Origin of the sequence: Acinetobacter haemolyticus (assembly GCF_900406815.1) — a bacterium.
In the GTDB taxonomy this organism is placed as follows: Bacteria; Pseudomonadota; Gammaproteobacteria; order Pseudomonadales; family Moraxellaceae; genus Acinetobacter; species Acinetobacter haemolyticus_A.
Window position 1 is genome coordinate 33,564 of record NZ_OVCN01000012.1, and the last position, 18,884, is coordinate 52,447.

13 protein-coding genes are annotated in these 18,884 nt (G+C 42.0%); 12 read left to right on the forward strand and 1 reads right to left on the reverse strand.

Translation table 11 applies throughout. The features are described from left to right. The first annotated feature begins 4 nt into the window (after positions 1-4). The 3 genes from DK207_RS09885 to DK207_RS09895 all read left to right on the forward strand — a co-directional run bounded on the left by DK207_RS09885 (position 5) and on the right by DK207_RS09895 (position 3,402). Positions 5-1,402, forward strand: a complete 1,398-nt coding sequence (locus tag DK207_RS09885) for a UDP-N-acetylmuramoyl-tripeptide--D-alanyl-D-alanine ligase (RefSeq protein ID WP_109441015.1) — start codon at positions 5-7, stop codon at positions 1,400-1,402. Continuing rightward, the gene (gene mraY / locus DK207_RS09890) at positions 1,403-2,521 is read left to right on the forward strand and encodes a phospho-N-acetylmuramoyl-pentapeptide-transferase (protein ID WP_109441016.1); all 1,119 of its coding nucleotides are present in this window, start codon (positions 1,403-1,405) and stop codon (positions 2,519-2,521) included. It abuts the gene before it with no gap. 62 nt (positions 2,522-2,583) lie between these two features. After that, positions 2,584-3,402 (forward strand): putative RNA methyltransferase, encoded by an 819-nt coding sequence (locus tag DK207_RS09895; RefSeq protein ID WP_109441017.1) that lies wholly within the window; start codon positions 2,584-2,586, stop codon positions 3,400-3,402. A gap of 28 nt (positions 3,403-3,430) precedes the next feature. On the opposite strand, the gene ponA is transcribed toward DK207_RS09895, so the two are convergent. After that, a complete protein-coding gene (gene ponA, locus DK207_RS09900) occupies positions 3,431-6,022 on the reverse strand; it encodes a penicillin-binding protein PBP1a (RefSeq protein WP_026070395.1) in 2,592 nt (863 codons plus the stop codon). 163 nt (positions 6,023-6,185) lie between these two features. Between ponA and DK207_RS09905 the strand changes: the two genes are divergently transcribed. The 9 genes from DK207_RS09905 (at position 6,186) to gltB (ending at position 18,831) form a co-directional block, all read left to right on the forward strand. Next, on the forward strand, positions 6,186-7,244 hold the full coding sequence (locus tag DK207_RS09905; RefSeq protein WP_004641327.1) for a pilus assembly protein PilM: 1,059 nt from the start codon (positions 6,186-6,188) through the stop codon (positions 7,242-7,244). Then, positions 7,244-7,888 carry a PilN domain-containing protein gene (locus DK207_RS09910; protein WP_004641325.1) on the forward strand — a complete coding sequence of 215 codons (645 nt, stop codon included), beginning with the start codon at positions 7,244-7,246 and terminating at the stop codon, positions 7,886-7,888. The genes DK207_RS09905 and DK207_RS09910 overlap by 1 nt, the downstream gene beginning before the upstream one ends. Beyond that, the gene (locus DK207_RS09915; protein ID WP_109441018.1) at positions 7,885-8,595 is read left to right on the forward strand and encodes a type 4a pilus biogenesis protein PilO; all 711 of its coding nucleotides are present in this window, start codon (positions 7,885-7,887) and stop codon (positions 8,593-8,595) included. The genes DK207_RS09910 and DK207_RS09915 overlap by 4 nt, the downstream gene beginning before the upstream one ends. Continuing rightward, on the forward strand, positions 8,595-9,122 hold the full coding sequence (locus DK207_RS09920) for a pilus assembly protein PilP (RefSeq protein ID WP_005088514.1): 528 nt from the start codon (positions 8,595-8,597) through the stop codon (positions 9,120-9,122). Before DK207_RS09915 ends, DK207_RS09920 begins: the two co-directional genes overlap by 1 nt. A gap of 61 nt (positions 9,123-9,183) precedes the next feature. Next, complete coding sequence (gene pilQ / locus DK207_RS09925) at positions 9,184-11,316, forward strand: type IV pilus secretin PilQ family protein (RefSeq protein ID WP_167365854.1); 2,133 nt, start codon at positions 9,184-9,186, stop codon at positions 11,314-11,316. 38 nt (positions 11,317-11,354) lie between these two features. Further along, a complete protein-coding gene (gene aroK, locus DK207_RS09930; RefSeq protein ID WP_005087029.1) occupies positions 11,355-11,897 on the forward strand; it encodes a shikimate kinase AroK in 543 nt (180 codons plus the stop codon). 20 nt (positions 11,898-11,917) lie between these two features. After that, on the forward strand, positions 11,918-13,003 hold the full coding sequence (gene aroB, locus DK207_RS09935; protein WP_109441019.1) for a 3-dehydroquinate synthase: 1,086 nt from the start codon (positions 11,918-11,920) through the stop codon (positions 13,001-13,003). 15 nt (positions 13,004-13,018) lie between these two features. After that, positions 13,019-13,891: a hypothetical protein gene (locus DK207_RS09940; RefSeq protein ID WP_005088508.1), complete on the forward strand. Its 873-nt coding sequence runs from the start codon at positions 13,019-13,021 to the stop codon at positions 13,889-13,891. A gap of 461 nt (positions 13,892-14,352) precedes the next feature. Beyond that, positions 14,353-18,831, forward strand: coding sequence for a glutamate synthase large subunit (gltB, locus tag DK207_RS09945; protein ID WP_171055753.1), 4,479 nt, complete (start codon positions 14,353-14,355; stop codon positions 18,829-18,831). Positions 18,832-18,884 lie beyond the last annotated feature (53 nt).

Sequence of the window (18,884 nt, forward strand, 5' to 3'; positions counted from 1 at the left end):
AACCATGCATACCTCAACAACCAGTACTGTTCCATTAGAAGCTTGGACAGCAGAGCAATTACAACAAGCAACTCAAGGGGAGTGGTTCCAGCAGAATCTTCCAAAAGGTGAAATTAAGCGTATTTTAACGGATTCACGTCATGCAGAAATGGGTGATGCTTTTCTCGCTTTAAAAGGCGAGCGTTTTGATGCACATGATTTTGTTGCGCAAGTTGCCGCTCAGGGATGTCAAATTGCGATTGTTGAGCGTCCAGTAGATGCGGATATTGCACAGTTGATTGTCAAAGATACTCGATTGGCTTTAGGTCATTTAGGGGCTTATCGCCGTCAGCAAAATCAACAGTTAAAGGTTATTGCTTTAACAGGAAGCAGTGGGAAAACCACCACTAAAGAAATGTTAGGCAGTATATTATCTTGTTTAGCGCCGACTTTAATCACACGCGGCAACCTGAATAATGATCTGGGTGTGCCGATGATGTTGCTTGAGCTCCGTCCAGAGCACCAATTTGCGGTAATGGAATTGGGTGCGAATCATCAAGGTGAGATTGATTACACCTCTAATTTAGTCCAGCCTCATGTCGCAGGGATTTTAAATATTGGAACTGCTCATTTGGGTGAGTTCGGGGGGCGTGAGGGAATTTGTCGTGCTAAGTCAGAAATTTATGCACATATCCTACCTGAAGGTACTGCCATTGTTCCCGCAGATGATGATTTCACCACCACTATTCGTCAAAATGCAAGCAAACATGCAATCCTGAGTTTTGGTGAGGGTGGTGAAGTATTCGCAACAGAAATTCAGCTGAATCCACAGTCTGCACAATTTAACCTACATACGCCCGAAGGTACGCAACCTGTAAACCTACCATTTGCAGGTGCACATAATGTGCAGAATGCAACGGCAGCAACTGCCTTTGCATTAGCGCTTGGTATATCTTTAGATGATATTGTTCAAGGCTTGGAACAAGCCCAAGGGGCCAAGGGCCGTTTAAACTTTATTCAACATCAAAACCATCTGTTTATTGATGATACTTATAATGCGAATCCAACCTCGATGCGTGCTGCAGCACAGGTTTTGCTGCAACAGCAGGGCTTGAAAGTCATGGTGATGGGGGATATCGGAGAGTTAGGCGATAGTAGCTGGCAAGAACATCATGATTTGGGGCGTGATTTGGTAACGTTGCCCTTAGATCATTTGGTGGTAGTGGGTGAATTTGCGGAAGCAGCTCAACAGGGTGCTAGACACGCAGAAAAGTTACATGCATTTGCAACACAGGCAGACGCTTTACCGTTTTTAATTAATTTAGTCCAAACACATCAACCCCAGTCAATGAGTTTCCTCTTTAAAGGGTCTCGTTATACCCATATGGAAACGTTGATGGCTGATTTGATGGAGAAAATTTAAATGTTGCTATGGTTATTTGAACAGTTGGCGGGTTATAACAGCTCGTTCCAAGTTGTTCGTTATTTAACATTACGTTCTTTATTGAGTGTATTGACCGCGTTGATGATCGGGTTGTTCCTTGGACCGATGATGATTCGTAAATTACAAGCATTAAAATATGGTCAAGCGGTCAGCTCTTTTGCTCCAGAAAACCATGCCAAAAAAATGGGTACACCTACGATGGGAGGGATTTTGATCTTACTGTCCATCGGGATAAGTACCTTGTTATGGGCTGATTTGTCTAACCCTTATGTCTGGATCGTGTTAGGGGTAATGGTGGTATTCGGTGCAGTTGGTTGGGCAGATGACTGGATTAAAATTCGTTATAAAGACAATGCGGGCTTACCTGCTCGAAAAAAATTCTTTTGGACATCACTGGCTGCGCTTGGTGCTGGTGTTGCGCTTTATGTAATTGCAAAACAACAAGATAATGCAGTGCATACGGCAAATATGTTGGATTTGTTGATTCCATTCTTTAAAAATCTCTCAATTCCACTTTCGGCAGTTCCACTCGGATTGGCATTTATTGCTTTTACTTACTTGGTGATCAATGGTGCTTCGAATGCGGTTAATTTAACTGATGGTTTAGATGGTTTGGCGATTATGCCGATTGTCATGGTTGCTGCTGGTTTAGGTGTATTTGCTTATTTGTCTGGTGATGTTCGCTTTGCAACTTATCTACATATTCCTTACATCAAATATACCTCTGAATTGGTGGTGATCTGTTCAGCAATGGTGGGTGCTGGTTTAGCTTTCCTTTGGTACAATGCCCACCCTGCGCAGATTTTCATGGGTGATGTTGGCGCTTTAGCATTGGGTGCAATGTTAGGTACGATTGCGGTGATGGTGCGTCAGGAAATCGTATTTGCGATTATGGGCGGTGTTTTCGTCATGGAAGCAATTTCTGTTTTCTTGCAGATTGGTTCATTGCGTATGCGAAATAAGCGTGTGTTCTTAATGGCACCCTTGCACCATCACTATGAAAAGCAGGGGTGGAAAGAAACACAGGTGGTCATTCGATTCTGGATTATTACGATTTTCTTGGTTGTTTTAGGTTTAATGACCTTAAAATTACGTTAAACCACGATTCAAAGAAAGAAGCTGGTGAAAATGCCAGCTTTTTTTATGTTTGGAGAAAATGAATGAGTTTATTGATGTGCCCTGTGTGTCGCCAAGCTCTACACTTGGCAGAAAATGCATGGCGATGTGAGAATAGTCATAGTTATGATGTGGCAAAACAAGGCTATGTCAATTTACATGTGGTGCAGCATAAGCACAGTAAGACGCCTGGGGATACACCTGAATCGGTATTGGCGCGTCGAGAATTTTTACAGGAAGGATTTTATCAACCTTTACAACAGGCGGTGGTTGCATTGTTACAGCAACTACAACCTAAATCAGTCTTAGATATCGGTTGTGGTGAGGGGTACTATACGAGCGCAATGCAAGGGTGCACAGATCAATGTGTTGGGGTAGACATTGCCAAAACAGCGATACAGCGTGCAGCCAAGCTCAATGCGAACGTCACTTGGGTTGTCGGTACAGGAGCAACTTTGCCTGTACAAGACCGAACTATTGATGTGTGTACCAGCTTGTTTAGCCCAATTCCTCAAAGTGAAATTGTTCGCGTATTAAGGGAGAAAGGTTATCTGATCGTAGTGACACCTGCACCAAGACATTTATATGAGTTGCGTGAAGCTTTGTTCGAGCAAGTAACTTTGCATGAGCCTCAGAAATTTGTGGAACAGTTAGCTGCGCAGTTCAAGCTGGTTCAATCACAATGCGTCGAAGCACCAATGTTGCTTGATCAATATGCATTAAAAAACTTAATTGCAATGACGCCTTATGCTTATAAAGCCAATCCTGAGCGACGTATGAAGCTAGAACAAGTACAGCAATTTTCGGTCATTGCTGCTTTTCAGATTTATGTATTTGAAAAAAACCAACAGCCATCAAATTGATGACTGTTGGTTCTGTTAAAACTTGAAACTATTGAATTTGATTAATTAAATTCTCGATACCATCACGCTCTCTTTGTTGTGGTGGGTTCTGGGTGGTAGAGCCCATGTTTGGAGGCTGTCTGCGCGCAGGGGTGATCGTCTGTTCAGTATTGGATGTCGTTTCAGATAAATCTGAAAAATCACTTTGAGCTGAAGTGGTGGGCGCTGGCGGCGCAGGGCGATAAAGTGGACGAGCCAAAGGTGGAGATGCTCGGTATTCTTTACGATCCTGATTTTGCTGAACTTGCATTTGATCATGTGAGATCGGGTCTTTGGCATCTTTGTCCAATTTTACCCATGCAGACGGTGTGTCTTTTAAAGCATTTGCCATAAAGTTCGTCCAAATTGGCAATGCAGCGACTCCACCATATTCTCTGCGGCCCAGTGTTCGTGGTTGGTCGAATCCAACCCAAGCAACCGCGACAAGATTTCCATTGAAACCAGCGAACCATGCATCTTTGGCATCGTTCGTTGTACCTGTTTTACCCCCTAAATCATCACGACCGATTCGAAGTGCAGCCCGACCAGTACCATGCTGAATAACATCACGCAATATGTTAGCCATATCATAGGCAGAGCTGGATTTTAGGATGCGTTGTGCTTGACGATAGTCACTGTTGGTTTTGACCATTTGTTCAGTTTGAGTTGTATTTTCCATTACTTCAGAAGCGGCATTGTCTTGCTCTAGGCTTTGATTGGTGATTTCAGTAACATTACTTTGCTGTTCATCTGTTGGCGCTATAGCTTGGGCATCTGATGAATTCTTGTTGATACATGGAATACATGCATATTCAGGTTTGGCTGTATAGATCACTTTGCCAGTGACATCTTCGATACGTTGGATAAAATGCGGTTGAACACGATAGCCACCATTGGCAAAAGTTGCATACCCTGTTGCCATTTGTACAGGCAGTACCTGTGGCGTTCCTAAGGCAATGGTATAGTTACGTGGAATTTGATCTTCTTGTAAGCCAAAGTCCATGAATAACTGACGTGTACGCTCGATTCCAACATTTTGTAATAAACGTACTGAAACTGTATTTCGAGAAAGATATAGAGCACGTCGTAGCGGGATCATACCGAGATAGCGGCCGTCAGAGTTTCTTGGTGACCATCTACCAATGGTAATTGGACTATCATTGACCATGCTATATGGCGTCATGCCGCGTTCTAATGCAAGGGCATAGACGAACGGCTTGATGGTTGAACCTGGTTGACGCCAGCCTTGGATGGCACGGTTAAATTTTGAATGATAAAAGTTATAGCCCCCTACAACAGCTTCTATTGCGCCGTCATTCGGATTTAGAGCAATCAATTGGCCTTGAACCCGCGGAATTTGGGTTAATGCCCAAGCTGTTTTATCGCTATTTGGACGTAAACGAACAATATCTTTAACCTTAACAATTTGTGAGGCATTCGAAGGTGCTCCGCCTACGCTATTCACATTGCGGTATGGGCGAACCCATGACATGCCCGACCAATTTACAGTAACCGTTGAGCCGTCTTGTAATAAGGCTTCAAAGGAGTTGTTATTGACTTTGGTCACTTGAGCCGGAAATGTATTGGCAAAAGCCATAAATTGATTCAATGGTTGATCGTGAGCTTCAGCACCACGCCACCCATGACGTCGATCATAAGCTTCTAAACCATCTTGGAGGGCTTGTTCTGCATAGCGTTGGCGTTTACTGTCAATGGTTGTATAAACTTTATAGCCAGAATCTGTTGCTTGTTCACCAAAGTGTTTGACTAATTCAGCACGGACCATTTCGCCCACATACGGAAATACATTGCTCACTGAGCGATCAACCATATTTAAGTTAATCGGCTCTGCGACGGCTTTTTGGTATTGATTTTGATTAATATAGCCGAGTTGTAACATGCGCCCAAGAATCCAATTGCGGCGCTCCAGTGCGCGTTGTGGATTGGCAACAGGGTTATAGCGAGATGGGGCTTTAGGTAAGCCTGCGATCATCGCCATTTCGGCAATACTTAGATCATCAATCTCTTTGTTGTAATAAATTCGTGCTGCTGCTGCGATTCCGTAGGCGTTTTTACCTAAAAAGATTTTGTTTACATACGAACTGAGAATTTCTTGTTTACTTAGATTTTGTTCAATTTTTCTGGCAAGAAAGACTTCTGTTAGTTTGCGTCGTAGTGTTCGTTCTGGACTTAAATAATAATTTTTTGCAACCTGCATGGTGATCGTTGAGCCGCCCGTTTGCACATCAGATCCAGTAATTGACTCGGTTATCGCTCGCCCGAGACCTTTAAAACTGATACCACTATGCTCAAAAAAGGAAGAATCTTCTGCAGCCAGAAACGCATGGATAAAGGTGGGTGGAATTTGCTCATATTCAACAGGAATGGAAAGGTTACCGCCATATTCAGCAATAAGTTGATTATCTGCTGTATAGACCTGCAATGGTTTTATAAGTGGCGCCTTTTTTAATGAGCTCATATCTGGCAGAGATGGTGCCAGATAGAGATACATGCCATAGAATCCCATTGGAAGTGAGACTAAGATAATAATAAGGATCAAAAAAAATGGGCGAACAATACCAGAACTGGATAGCTTTTTCATAATAAGTAAGTTTTAATAAGAGCGAATGGCAAACTAATTGTGGTCAGTATATCCTTTAGACATGCGGATTGTTAGATGAGATATTGTATCCGTATTAATTAAAGACCAAAACAAATTAGTATGTTGTATTTTTTGGGGATAAAAAAATAAATAGGAAAGTACTGTGCTCAGGTTATATCGTAAACCAAATAAGGGGTTAGTGGGGGTCGATATTAGTTCGACAACTGTTAAATTATTGGAGCTCTCTGTAAAGAACGGTAGATATTGGGTTGAAAGTTATGCTGTCATGCCGCTGCCTGAAAATAGTGTGGTGGAAAAAAGCATTCTGAACCCAGAGGCGGTAGGTGATGCACTTGAAAGAGTGGTGAACCTTGCGAATCCTCACACCAGTAATGTTGCGATGGCAATTCCGACATCTATGGTCATTAATAAGATTATAGAAATGGATGCTGACATGACGGATGAAGAACGTGAAGTTCAAATTCGTATGGATGCTGAGCAATACATTCCGTTCCCATTAGATGAAGTGAGCCTTGATTTTGAAGTCCTGCCTGATCGATTAAATAATCCAAATCGGGTGAATGTACTTCTGGTTGCAACACGTACTGAAAATGTAGATACCCGTGTTGAAGTGTTGGAACTGGCTGGCTTAACAGCAAAGAAAGCAGATGTTGAAAGCTATGCAATGGAACGTGCATTCTGCGTCTTTTCTGATACCTTGCCGATGGGTGCCAATACTGTTGGGATATTAGATATTGGCCATACGATGACCACCTTGTCTGTTATGCAGAAAGGGAAAATTATCTACACGCGTGAGCAGGTTTTTGGTGGACGTCAACTGACACAAGATATTCAAAGTCGTTATGGTTTATCTTTTGAAGAAGCCGGTCGTGCAAAAAAAGAAAGAACCTTACCTGATGATTACGATATTGAAGTGTTAGAGCCATTCTTGGATGCAGTGGTACAACAAGCAGCACGTTCACTACAGTTCTTCTTTTCATCATCTCAGTTTAATGAAATTGATCACATCTTGCTGGCAGGCGGAAATGCGAATATTCCCGGTCTAGCGAAGTTATTACAACAAAAATTAGGTTACCGAGTAACGATTGCCAATCCATTTTTACAAATGGGGTTTTCTCCACAAATAGATATTAAAAAAATTGAAAATGATGCGTCCTCACTGATGGTTGCATGTGGTTTGGCATTGAGGAGTTTTGATTAATGGCAAAGATTAACTTACTCCCTTGGCGTGATGAGCTAAGAGAACAAAGAAAGAAACAATTTATTGCATTTTGTGTTGGGGTGGCTGCTTTAGGAATCGCATCTGTATTTACAGCATGGATGTATTTTGATCACAAGCTGAATGATCAAGAACAAGCAAACCAGTTTATTGTGAGTACCAATCAAAACTTAGATGTTCAACTGAAGTCATTAGAGGGATTGCAAGAGCGTCGCAATGCGATTATTGAACGCATGAAGTTGATTCAAGGACTGCAAGGACAACGACCAGTCATTGTACGTTTGGTTGATGAGTTGGTGCGTGTAACCCCTCCAACAATGTACATCACTAAGTTTACGCGTACAGGTGATAAATTTACCATCGAAGGAAAAGCAGAGAGTCCAAATACCGTTGCCGAGCTGTTACGAAATTTGGAAGCTTCACCTTGGTATCGTAACGCATTTATGAATTCGTTTTTGGCATCAGAAGAGAAAAAAGATAAAGCCGTTAGCTCTTTAGTTCCTCGTGTCGAAGAAAATTATGGCAGTTTCGTTGTTACTGTAGACTTGGGTGAAATTGGAACCACGGTGACAACTGATCCTGCTTCAGAATCAGCTGCATCAGTAACAGTGGGAGGCGCACAATGAGTCAAGATGAACTAAATGATCTCAATCAAGAAGGCGCAGCTGTAAAGAAAAAGAAAATGACAGTTGAGCAATTTTTTCAGCAATTTAATACTTTAGATATGAACAACTATGGCAGTTGGCCATGGTCGGTAAAAGTGACGTGTTGGATTTTTATTTTACTCGCTGTTGCGGCATTGGGTTATTTCGTTGTGATCCAAAAGCAGCTACAGACGATAGCTAATGCTGAAGCGCGTGAACAAAGTCTATTAAATGAGTTTAGAGAAAAGGAATCTAAATTACGTAACTTGCAGCAATACCAAACTCAATTGCAAGAAATGGAAGCGAATTTTAATCAACAGCTTGAGCAGTTGCCAAAAGAAACTGAAATTCCGAGTTTGGTTGAGGATATAAACTTAACTGGGGTAAATTCGGGTCTGAAATTTAAAAATATTCGTTTAGAAAAAGAAGTTAGACAAGAGTTCTTCATTGAGCAACCAATTAGTCTGGAAGCAACAGGCGATTATCATGCCTTCGGTGCTTTTGCGACAGGTATTGCCGCTTTGCCTCGAATCGTAACTTTGCATGATTTTATCGTCGAAGCGAAAGAAGATACTCAGAAAAAATCTGATATCCCTGTTGTCCATTATACGGTTAAAGCAAAAACTTATCGTTATGTTGGGGCGGATGATCAGGTTGATAGCACTGCTGTTTCAGGAGGGCAACGCTAATGAATAATTATAAATTATTACTTACATTATTCGTTGGTCTTGGGTTAGTGGGGTGTGACTCTCGCATTGATGCGGTGAATCAAAAAATGGCTGAAATCCGTAATCAGCCACCGTTACCGATTGAACCTGCGCCTATTTTTACGCCAGTTCCTCTATTTAATTACGCAGCACACCAACTGAAAAGTCCATTTATGCCAAGTTCGTTGGCGGCTGAATTAAAAATTATGGCAGGTAAACGTGTTTATCCTAATTTTAATCGCCAGCCTCAGCCTTTAGAAAGCTATGCCTTAGAGTCTTTGAATATGAAAGGCAGTATGCGTGGCCGTGCTAATGAAACCATTGCACTGATTCAAACACCAGATGGGCAGATTGAACGGGTGCAAGTGGGAAGCTATCTGGGGATGAATCAGGGGCGGATTATTAAAATTAGTCCAACACAAATCGATTTGGTTGAAATCGTTCCTGATGGGCGAGAGGGTTATGTTGAGAGACCAAGAACACTCGTTTTAATTGGACCTGCGCCGTAAGATTAAGGGAATAACAATGAAAAAACAGTTTAAAGATTCTTTATTTGGGGAAGCGAAGACCATGAATCGTGCATTCCGTCAATTTTCAATGGGTGCTGTCGCAATAGCAGTGATGCAGGTAGCATCAGCACAAGTGAACATGACCAACATTGTGCCAATGAGTTTGGCTGATCAGGGGACTGAAATTCGTGTCATGTTTAATGGTCTGCCACCACAGCCGCAGGCATATCAACTTGAACAACCCTCTCGTTTGATTTTGGATTTTGATAAAGCTAAACAAACCTTAAAGCAGAGTTCTATACCTGTTGCAACCAATGAAGCCAGTTCAGTAGAAGTCGCTGCGGATGACCAGCGTTCTCGCGTGATTGTGAATTTGAAAGATGCAGGCGCTTTTACCACACGTGTAGAAGGTAATACTTTTATTCTAAAAATTAATTCTGCGCGTCCTGCTATTGCGAGTCCTGTATCTGCGACTGCCCGTCAAGTACAACAAGGGGTTTCAAATATTGGTTTCCAACGTGGCAATCAAGGTGAAGGTCTAGTTGTGATTGATTTATTGGGTAGTAATACGCCAGTAGATGTACAGCAGCAAGGGAGTAAAATCGTTGTGCGGACGATGGGGAATAAAATTCCGACCCATTTAGCACGTCGTTTAAATACCAATGATTTTGCGACTCCTGTAGCAAGTATTGATGCCTATAATGATAAAGGTAATGGTGTGATTACCATTCAGTCTGCGGGTAGTTATGAATACATGGCTTATCAAGCTGAAAATAAACTGACGATTAGTTTAAAGCGACCTGAAGAAAAATCACCATTAAAAGCAAAATCTCAAACTTATACTGGCAATAAGATTTCTTTAGATTTCCAAGATATTGAAGTGCGTCGTGTGCTGCAGTTACTTGCTGATTTTACCAATATCAATATGGTGGCTGCTGATACGGTACAAGGGAATATTACTTTACGCCTAAAAGATGTACCTTGGGATCAGGCTTTGGATATCGTCTTAAAGACCAAAAATCTAGATAAGCGTCGTAATGGTAATGTGATATGGATCGCGCCAGTTTCAGAGTTGATTAAGGCTGAGGAAGAAGAGGCAAAAGCCATTGCTCAAAGTGTAAAGCTTGCACCAATTCAATCTGAATATATCAAGCTGAGCTATGCAAAAGCAGCAGATATTTTAAAACTGATCGAAGATTCTCGTGATGGTAAAGCTGGTATGTCCAATCGGACAGCAAACACAGATTCACTTGCTTTAGAAAGCTTATTGAGTCCGCGAGGTAGTGCTGTCGCAGATGTGCGTACTAATACTTTGATCGTAAATGATACTGCCCAAAATATTGACAAGATCCGTAAGATGGTGGATCTGTTAGATGTTTCAGTTAAACAGGTGATGATCGAAGCCCGTATTGTTCGGGCGAGCACAGACTTTACTCGGGAGATGGGGGTCAAGTGGGGAATCTTATCTCAAGGTGTCACCCGCAATAATGATTTATTAGTCGGTGGAAGTGACACTACGCTGTGGAATTTGAGAGAGCCGAAAAAGGATAGTGATACTGGTGGTTGGAAATATGAAATCGAACGTCCTGATAATTTAAATGTAGATTTGGGTGCAGTTACTCCGGGTGCAAGTCGTATTGCTTTTGGCTTAATTAGCCTCTCTGATTTTATGTTGGATTTAGAACTTTCTGCAGTACAGGCGGATGGTTTTGGTGAGGTTATTTCAACGCCTAAAGTGATGACTGCTGATAAGCAACCTGCAAAGATCGAGTCAGGAACCAAAATTCCTTATGCATCTTCGACGGGTGGGGGCGCAAATGCGGTACCTAAAACGGAGTTCATTGATGCAACTTTAAGCTTAGATGTGACTCCAAGCATTACGCCCGATGGAAAAGTCATGATGAAACTTAACATTGCAAAAGATGCACCTGGCGCACCAACGCCAACGGGTCAATTAACCATTAGTAAGAATTCAATTGATACCAATGTTTTGGTTGATAATGGTGAAACTGTAGTGCTTGGTGGTATTTTTGAGCAGGAAAATATCAGCTCACAAATTAAAGTGCCATTTTTAGGTGATCTTCCGTATGTGGGACGACTTTTCCGTCGTGATCTGAAAACAGACAATAAACGTGAACTGCTTATTTTTGTGACACCGAGAATTGTTAATGACACTTTGACCAGAAATCATTAATATATTTTCAATAATTGCAATTAATATAGGTGGCGCCTTTGCCAAGCAAAGCGTTTGAATCCCTACCAAATATCTATTTGGTAGGGCCGATGGGGGCAGGAAAAACAACTGTTGGTCGACACTTAGCTGAACTGTTAGGGCGAGATTTCATGGATAGCGATCATGAAATTGAACGTAAAACAGGGGCGACGATTCCATGGATTTTTGAAAAAGAAGGTGAAGTGGGGTTTCGTTTGCGTGAAACAAATGTGTTGAATGATTTAACTGCCCGCTCTTCACTTGTTTTGGCTACAGGTGGCGGGGCAGTGACCCAACGACCCAATCGAGAACTTTTAAAACAACGAGGCATTGTTGTTTATCTATATACTCCTGTAGAGCTACAACTACAGCGAACCTATCGCGATAAAAATCGTCCATTATTACAAGTCGAAAACCCAGAACAGAAGTTACGTGACTTATTGGAGACACGTGATCCTTTGTATCGTGAGGTCGCACATCATATTATTGAAACTAATCAAGGTGCTGCACGTGACCTTGCTCAGCGAATTCTTCAAGTAATTTTATCTAAACAAGTTAAGTAAATCTGTCGTTGGTTTAAGTTATGCAAACATTATATGTCGAGTTAGGTGAGCGTCGTTATCCGATTTTTATTGGAAGTTATTTAGATCCTAAAACTTTGCTTGAGCCATATTTACATGGGCGACAAGTCATGCTCGTTTCCAATACCACTGTCGCTCCTTTATATTTGCAAAGCTACAAAGATGCGCTCATTCAACTGAATAAGCAGGTTGCGCAGTGCATCTTACCTGATGGTGAGCAATTCAAAGATATTCAACATCTCAACTTGATTTTTGATGCTTTATTAGAGTCTGGTTTTAATCGTGACTGCACGGTACTGGCTTTGGGTGGTGGTGTAATTGGCGATATGGCTGGATTTGCATCGGCATGTTTTCAGCGTGGCGTGAATTTTGTACAAGTACCGACCACGCTTTTATCTCAGGTAGATTCGAGCGTTGGGGGGAAAACGGGGATTAATCATCCTTTAGGGAAAAACATGTTAGGTGCTTTTCAGCAACCGCAGGTGGTGCTTGCGGATATGGCCCAGCTAGATACCCTGCCTGATCGCGAGCTATCAGCGGGTTTGGCTGAAGTCATTAAATATGCACTATTAGGTGATCAAGACTTCTTGTTATGGTTAGAGCAACATATGGATGCATTGGTTGCTCGTGATGCAAATTTACTGGCAGAAGCGGTTTATCGCTCATGTGCCCATAAAGCACGTATTGTTGCTAATGATGAAAAAGAACAAGGTGAGCGAGCATTATTGAATTTAGGTCATACTTTTGGTCATGCGATAGAGTCTTATTTAGGTTATGGCGTATGGTTGCATGGAGAGGCTGTTGCAACGGGTATGGTTATGGCTGCAGATTTATCACAGCGTTTAGGGTGGATCTCGGTTGAAGATGTAGAACGTACAAAAAAAATCATTCAACGTGCTAATTTACCGATATCATGTCCAAAAATTCCATTAGATGAGTTTCTTGCTTATATGGCACATGATAAAAAAGTTTTAAATGGTCAATTGCGCTTAGTTTTGCTCCAAAAGTTAGGGCAAGCTGTGATCACTAAAGACTTTGATATTGAGCTAATGAAACAATCTATTCTTGCAAATCAATCTGCATCATAAATCACGAAGGAAGGCATGGCTGTGTCACGATCAATTTGGCAAAATATTCAACAATATAGCTGGCTAGTTTTAGCGCTCGCTTGTTTAATTGCTGCATTGGTTTTTTGGGCGGTGACAGATCGTGATGCTTTGGTTGAAGTTGAGCAACCTTCGAAAACGGAAACCTCTGTGCAAATTCAACCTGAAAAGGTCGCTGCCACGACGCATTTGGGTGCCTTATCAGATAGTGTAAGACCTTTGGATTTAAAAGCGCGTGTGGTGGTTGCTAACGAGCATCTTCCTGAATTTCGTGGGACGAAATTTGTCAAAGACAATCAGCGTCGTTGGACGATGGAAATTTTTCGTAGTTCAAACGAAGCAATTATTAAAAACTTTTTATTAAATCGCTCAGATCGGAAAAAATTTACCTATTTTCGTTTAAGTGGCCAAGATCAAGTTGAACAATATGTTTTGGTATATGGTCTGTTTGCCAATCCAGATGAAGCGAATCGTCAATTTGCACAATTAGAGTTGAGTCTACCAGAATCAATCCAACCGAAAGCACAGCGGCTCGAAACTTATGTCGATTTAGTGAATGATTTGGGTGCAGATGAGATGAAGCTGTCCACCAATCAGCTCTATGCGATTCAATTAAAACCCGCTGCTTTACCAAAGGTTGATGAAACGCTATTAATTGGGACCACTCGAAGTGCGACTTCAGCCAATAAAGCAACTTCATCAGCAGATGCATCGACAACCGTGAGAACAACGGTGACTCGCCGTGATGCACAAGGCAATGTCGTGAATGTCCAGCAAAATCAGTCTGCTGTCCATACACCGACAAACGCAGAGAAAATAAAAGAAAATTCAGATTCTTCTAAGCGCGAAATCAGTGACCCCTTTAATTAATGAGCACTAAAATGGTGCTTTATTAGTGCAATATTGTGGCGCTATGCTTTTTTGTGGTGCATTTTTGGTCAGTAAATCTTGGTCTCAGATCACTATAAATTAAAGTTATTTTAATTTTTTTAATGATTTAGTAAATTTATATCTTGTTGGCATGTTTTTTGCTTTTTTGTGGTGCTAATTTGTCTGCTCAATGTTCTTTTTGGTGCTAAATGACTCATTAATTTGGTGAAATGTAAAGTTTTCTGCTTTACAAAGCCTTGCTAAGGTGTAATAACTGAAAACACATTACATGGTAAATACGCTGATTCTTGGATGAGAAAGACGTATATTGCAAATTCGCCATGAAAAATGTTTTCGCGAAGCATTGAACTTTGTATGAGTTAATCGGCAATATCGCAGAAAATGAATTGATTGTTTGTTGCTCGAAAGAGCCATGTTGAAAAGAAGGGTACGCTATGCACATGCCATCGCCTAATACTGTAGCTCCCGCTCAAGGTTTATATCAACCTGATGAGTTTAAGGATAACTGTGGTTTTGGTCTGATCGCCCACATGAAAGGGGAATCAAGCCATCATTTAGTTGAAACCGCGATTCACAGTTTAAGTTGCATGACGCACCGTGGTGGTATTGCCGCAGATGGTAAGACAGGAGATGGGTGCGGATTGTTACTGGCTATGCCTAAACAATTTTTCCGTGATGAAGCACTAAAATTAGGGGTCAACCTGACAGAAATTTTTGCTGCGGGTACTGTATTTCTAAATATTGATCCAGCACTTGCTCAAAATGCAAAGAATATTCTGAATAAGGAAATTGCAGCGGAAGGTTTAACAGTTGCAACGTGGCGTGTTGTGCCAACAAATAATGACGCATTAGGCGAGATTGCATTGCAATCATTGCCTGTGTTCGAACAAATTCTTGTAAATTGCCCAATGGGCTTAACTGAGGTTGAATTCAACCGTAAGTTGTTTTTAGCGCGCCGTCGTGCTGAACAACAGTTGCACAATGATCCTTTATTCTATGTGACGACTTTGGCAACAACGGTAATCAGCTATAAAGGTCTGATGATGCCTGCGGCAATTGCTGACTTTTATACTGACTTGGCGGATGAGCGTTTAAAATCACATATCGTGGTATTCCATCAGCGTTTCTCAACCAACACATTACCGCGTTGGCCGTTGGCTCAGCCGTTCCGTTATCTTGCGCATAATGGTGAGATTAATACCATTACTGCAAACCGTAATTGGGCTTTGGCGCGTACTCCAAAATTTGAAAACCCATTATTGCCAGGTTTAACTGAGTTAAATCCAATTGTAAACCGTACTGGTTCGGACTCTTCTAGCTTAGATAATATGCTTGAAATCCTTGTGGGCGGTGGTATGGATCTATTCCGTGCATTACGTATGCTTGTTCCACCAGCATGGCAAAACGTTGAAACATTAGATGCGGACTTACGTGCCTTCTATGAGTTCAACTCTAAGCATATGGAAGCGTGGGATGGTCCTGCTGGGTTAGTTATTCAAGATGGTCGTCATGCGATCTGTATGTTGGACCGTAATGGTTTGCGTCCTGCACGTTGGGTGATCACAAAGAATGATTACATCACGTTGGCCTCTGAGATTGGCGTATGGGACTATCATCCAGAAGATGTGGTGTCTAAAGGCCGCGTTGGTCCAGGTCAAATCTTGGTGGTTGATACTTTAACTAGTAAAGTGCTGGACACTAAAGATGTCAGTAATCATCTTAAAAATATGCGTCCGTATCGTGAATGGTTGCGTGATCATGCCATTCGCCTGAAAGCGAATCCTGAGTTAGAAGAGCAATTGATTGATCAAGGTTTAGTAGGCGATCAATTAAAAGCAGCTCAAAAAATGTTTATGGTGACATTTGAAGAGCGTGATCAATTGTTACGTCCGATTGCTGAAAGTGGTCAAGAGGCGGTGGGTTCGATGGGTGATGATACGCCAATGGCAGTATTGTCTCGACAAGTACGCCATGTGTCTGACTATTTCCGTCAACAATTTGCGCAAGTCACCAATCCACCAATTGATCCATTACGTGAATCAATTGTAATGTCATTGGAAACTTGTTTAGGTCGTGAGCAAAACGTATTCGAACAAGGTCCAGAACATGCGGATCGCATCATTATTTCAAGCCCTGTATTGTCTAATTCGAAAATGCAGCAGCTTCGTGATGTTGAAAAAGAGCGCGAAGGCTATGGCGTAGTTGATATTGATTTGAATTACGCTGAGACTGAGGGTTTGCAAGCTGCAATTACACGTATTTGTGAAGAAGCCGCGCAAGCAATTCGTGATGGTAAGACTTTGATTGTTTTAACGGATAAAAATATTCGTGAAGGTTTCTTACCCGCAAATTCAGCATTGGCAACAGGTGCAGTTCACCATTATTTAATTAAAACCGGTTTGCGTACTGATGCAAATATTTTAGTTGAAACGGGTTTTGCTCGTGACCCACATCAATTCGCTGTATTGCTTGGCTTTGGTGCAACAGCGGTGTATCCGTACTTGGCTTATGACGTAATCAATGATTTGGTTGCTAAAGGTGAGTTATTGGGTGATCCAATTCACGCACAAGCGAATTTCCGTAAAGGGATTGAGAAAGGCTTATTAAAAGTTCTCTCTAAAATGGGCATCTCGACGGTTGCCTCTTATCGTGGTGGTCAGTTATTTGAAGCAGTTGGTCTATCTTCAGAGGTTGTGGACCAATGTTTCCTTGGTGTGCCAAGTCGTATTCAAGGCGCAACCTTTGCTGACTTAGAGAAAGACCAGAAGAAGTTGGCGACCACTGCATGGCAGAATCGTAAGCCGATTGATCAAGGTGGTTTGCTCAAATTTGTTTTTGGTAAAGAGTACCATGCGTTCAACCCTGATGTGATTAACTCGCTTCATAAAGCGGTACGTTCAGGTCAATACCAAGACTTTAAAGAATATGCAGAGTTGGTAAATAATCGCCCTGTTGCAACGATTCGTGACTTATTTAAGTTAAAAACCACCAATTCAATTGCGCTTGATCAAGTTGAAACCATTGAAGAGATTTTACCTCGCTTTGACTCTGCAGGTATGTCATTAGGTGCATTGTCTCCAGAAGCGCATGAAGCAATTGCGATAGCAATGAATACCATTGGTGGTCGTTCAAACTCAGGTGAGGGCGGTGAAGATCCTGCGCGTTATGGCACGATTCGTAACTCAAAAATTAAACAGATCGCATCAGGTCGTTTTGGTGTAACACCAGCGTACTTAACTTCTGCTGAAGTTCTACAGATCAAAGTGGCGCAAGGTGCGAAACCAGGTGAGGGTGGTCAGCTACCGGGTGGTAAAGTAAATGGCTTGATTGCGCGTTTACGTTACTCGGTGCCGGGCGTGACCTTAATTTCTCCACCTCCACACCACGATATTTATTCGATTGAAGATTTGTCGCAATTGATCTTTGACTTGAAGCAAGTCAATCCTCAAGCAATGGTTTCAGTGAAATTAGTATCTGAGCCAGGTGTTGGAACAATTGCTGCAGGTGTTGCAAAAGCTTATGCAGACTTCATCACCATTTCAGGTTATGACGGTGGTACAGCAGCCTCACCGCTTTCGTCGATTCACCATGCGGGTTCACCATGGGAGTTGGGTTTAAGTGAAGCGCATCAGGCTCTTCGTGTAAACGACTTGCGTGGTAAGGTTCGTGTTCAAACTGATGGTGGTTTAAAAACAGGTTTGGATGTGATTAAAGCCGCTATTTTAGGTGCTGAAAGTTTCGGTTTTGGTTCTACACCAATGATCGCATTAGGTTGTAAATACTTACGTATTTGTCATTTAAATAACTGTGCAACTGGTGTGGCAACCCAACAAGACCATTTACGCCAAGAGCATTATATTGGCGAGCCACAAATGTTGATTAACTTCTTCAAGTTTATTGCAGAAGAAACACGTGAATGGTTGGCTGCATTAGGCGTTTCATCACTAAAAGACTTGATTGGTCGTGTTGATTTACTTGAAGTATTACCGGGTGAAACTGAAAAACATGCACACTTAGACCTAAGTGCATTATTAACCTCTCATCCTTCAGCGGAAGGCAAGGCACAATATTGTCAAGTTCAAGGCAATGAACCATTCGACAAAGGTGTCTTGGCTGAACGTATGGTTGAAGAAATGCTACCAGCGATTGAAGCGGGAACAGGCGGCTCATTTAACTTTACTGTAGGTAACTGTGATCGTTCAATCGGTGCGCGTATCTCGGGTGAGATTGCACGTCGTTATGGCAACTTGGGTATGGAAAACAGCCCTGTTGTGATGAATTTGGTTGGTACTGCCGGTCAATCACTTGGTGTGTGGAATGCAGGTGGCTTGCATATCAAACTTGAAGGTGATGCTAACGACTATGTTGGTAAAGGCATGGCGGGTGGTCGTGTATCGATCTTCCCACCCAAAGGTTCACCATTCCAAACACAAAATACTGCGATCATTGGTAACACCTGTTTATATGGTGCAACAGGCGGTAAGTTGTTTGCAGCGGGTACCGCAGGTGAGCGTTTTGCCGTTCGTAACTCAGGGGCATTTGCGGTAATTGAAGGTGCAGGAGACCACTGTTGTGAATATATGACGGGTGGTGTGGTGACTGTATTAGGTAAGGTTGGTCACAACTTCGGTGCAGGTATGACGGGTGGTTTTGCTTATGTGCTTGACCTCGACAATGACTTTGTTGATTACTACAACCATGAGTTGATTGACCTCAACCGTATCTCGACAGAAGCGATGGAAGATCATAAAGAATATCTATTACGTATTCTTGATGAGCATATCCAAGAAACAGGCAGTGCTTGGGCTTACAAAATCCGTAATGAGTTCGACTTCTATAGTCGTAAGTTCTGGCTTGTAAAACCAAAAGCTGCTAATTTGCAAACGCTTTTGAAAACAACCCAAGCTGATCCACAATAATTCCACGACTGCAAAGACATAGGCAGGTGCAGAGGTGAAGAAAACCGCTGCGC

Bases quoted from the DNA above. Each gene is read 5' to 3' on its own strand.
- DK207_RS09885 (WP_109441015.1), top strand. From the start codon at position 5: ATGCATACCTCAACAACCAGTACTGTTCCATTAGAAGCTTGGACAGCA.
- mraY (WP_109441016.1), top strand. From the start codon at position 1,403: ATGTTGCTATGGTTATTTGAACAGTTGGCGGGTTATAACAGCTCGTTC.
- DK207_RS09895 (WP_109441017.1), top strand. From the start codon at position 2,584: ATGAGTTTATTGATGTGCCCTGTGTGTCGCCAAGCTCTACACTTGGCA.
- ponA (WP_026070395.1), bottom strand. From the start codon at position 6,022: ATGAAAAAGCTATCCAGTTCTGGTATTGTTCGCCCATTTTTTTTGATC.
- DK207_RS09910 (WP_004641325.1), top strand. From the start codon at position 7,244: ATGGCAAAGATTAACTTACTCCCTTGGCGTGATGAGCTAAGAGAACAA.
- DK207_RS09915 (WP_109441018.1), top strand. From the start codon at position 7,885: ATGAGTCAAGATGAACTAAATGATCTCAATCAAGAAGGCGCAGCTGTA.
- DK207_RS09920 (WP_005088514.1), top strand. From the start codon at position 8,595: ATGAATAATTATAAATTATTACTTACATTATTCGTTGGTCTTGGGTTA.
- pilQ (WP_167365854.1), top strand. From the start codon at position 9,184: ATGAATCGTGCATTCCGTCAATTTTCAATGGGTGCTGTCGCAATAGCA.
- aroB (WP_109441019.1), top strand. From the start codon at position 11,918: ATGCAAACATTATATGTCGAGTTAGGTGAGCGTCGTTATCCGATTTTT.
- DK207_RS09940 (WP_005088508.1), top strand. From the start codon at position 13,019: ATGGCTGTGTCACGATCAATTTGGCAAAATATTCAACAATATAGCTGG.
- gltB (WP_171055753.1), top strand. From the start codon at position 14,353: ATGCCATCGCCTAATACTGTAGCTCCCGCTCAAGGTTTATATCAACCT.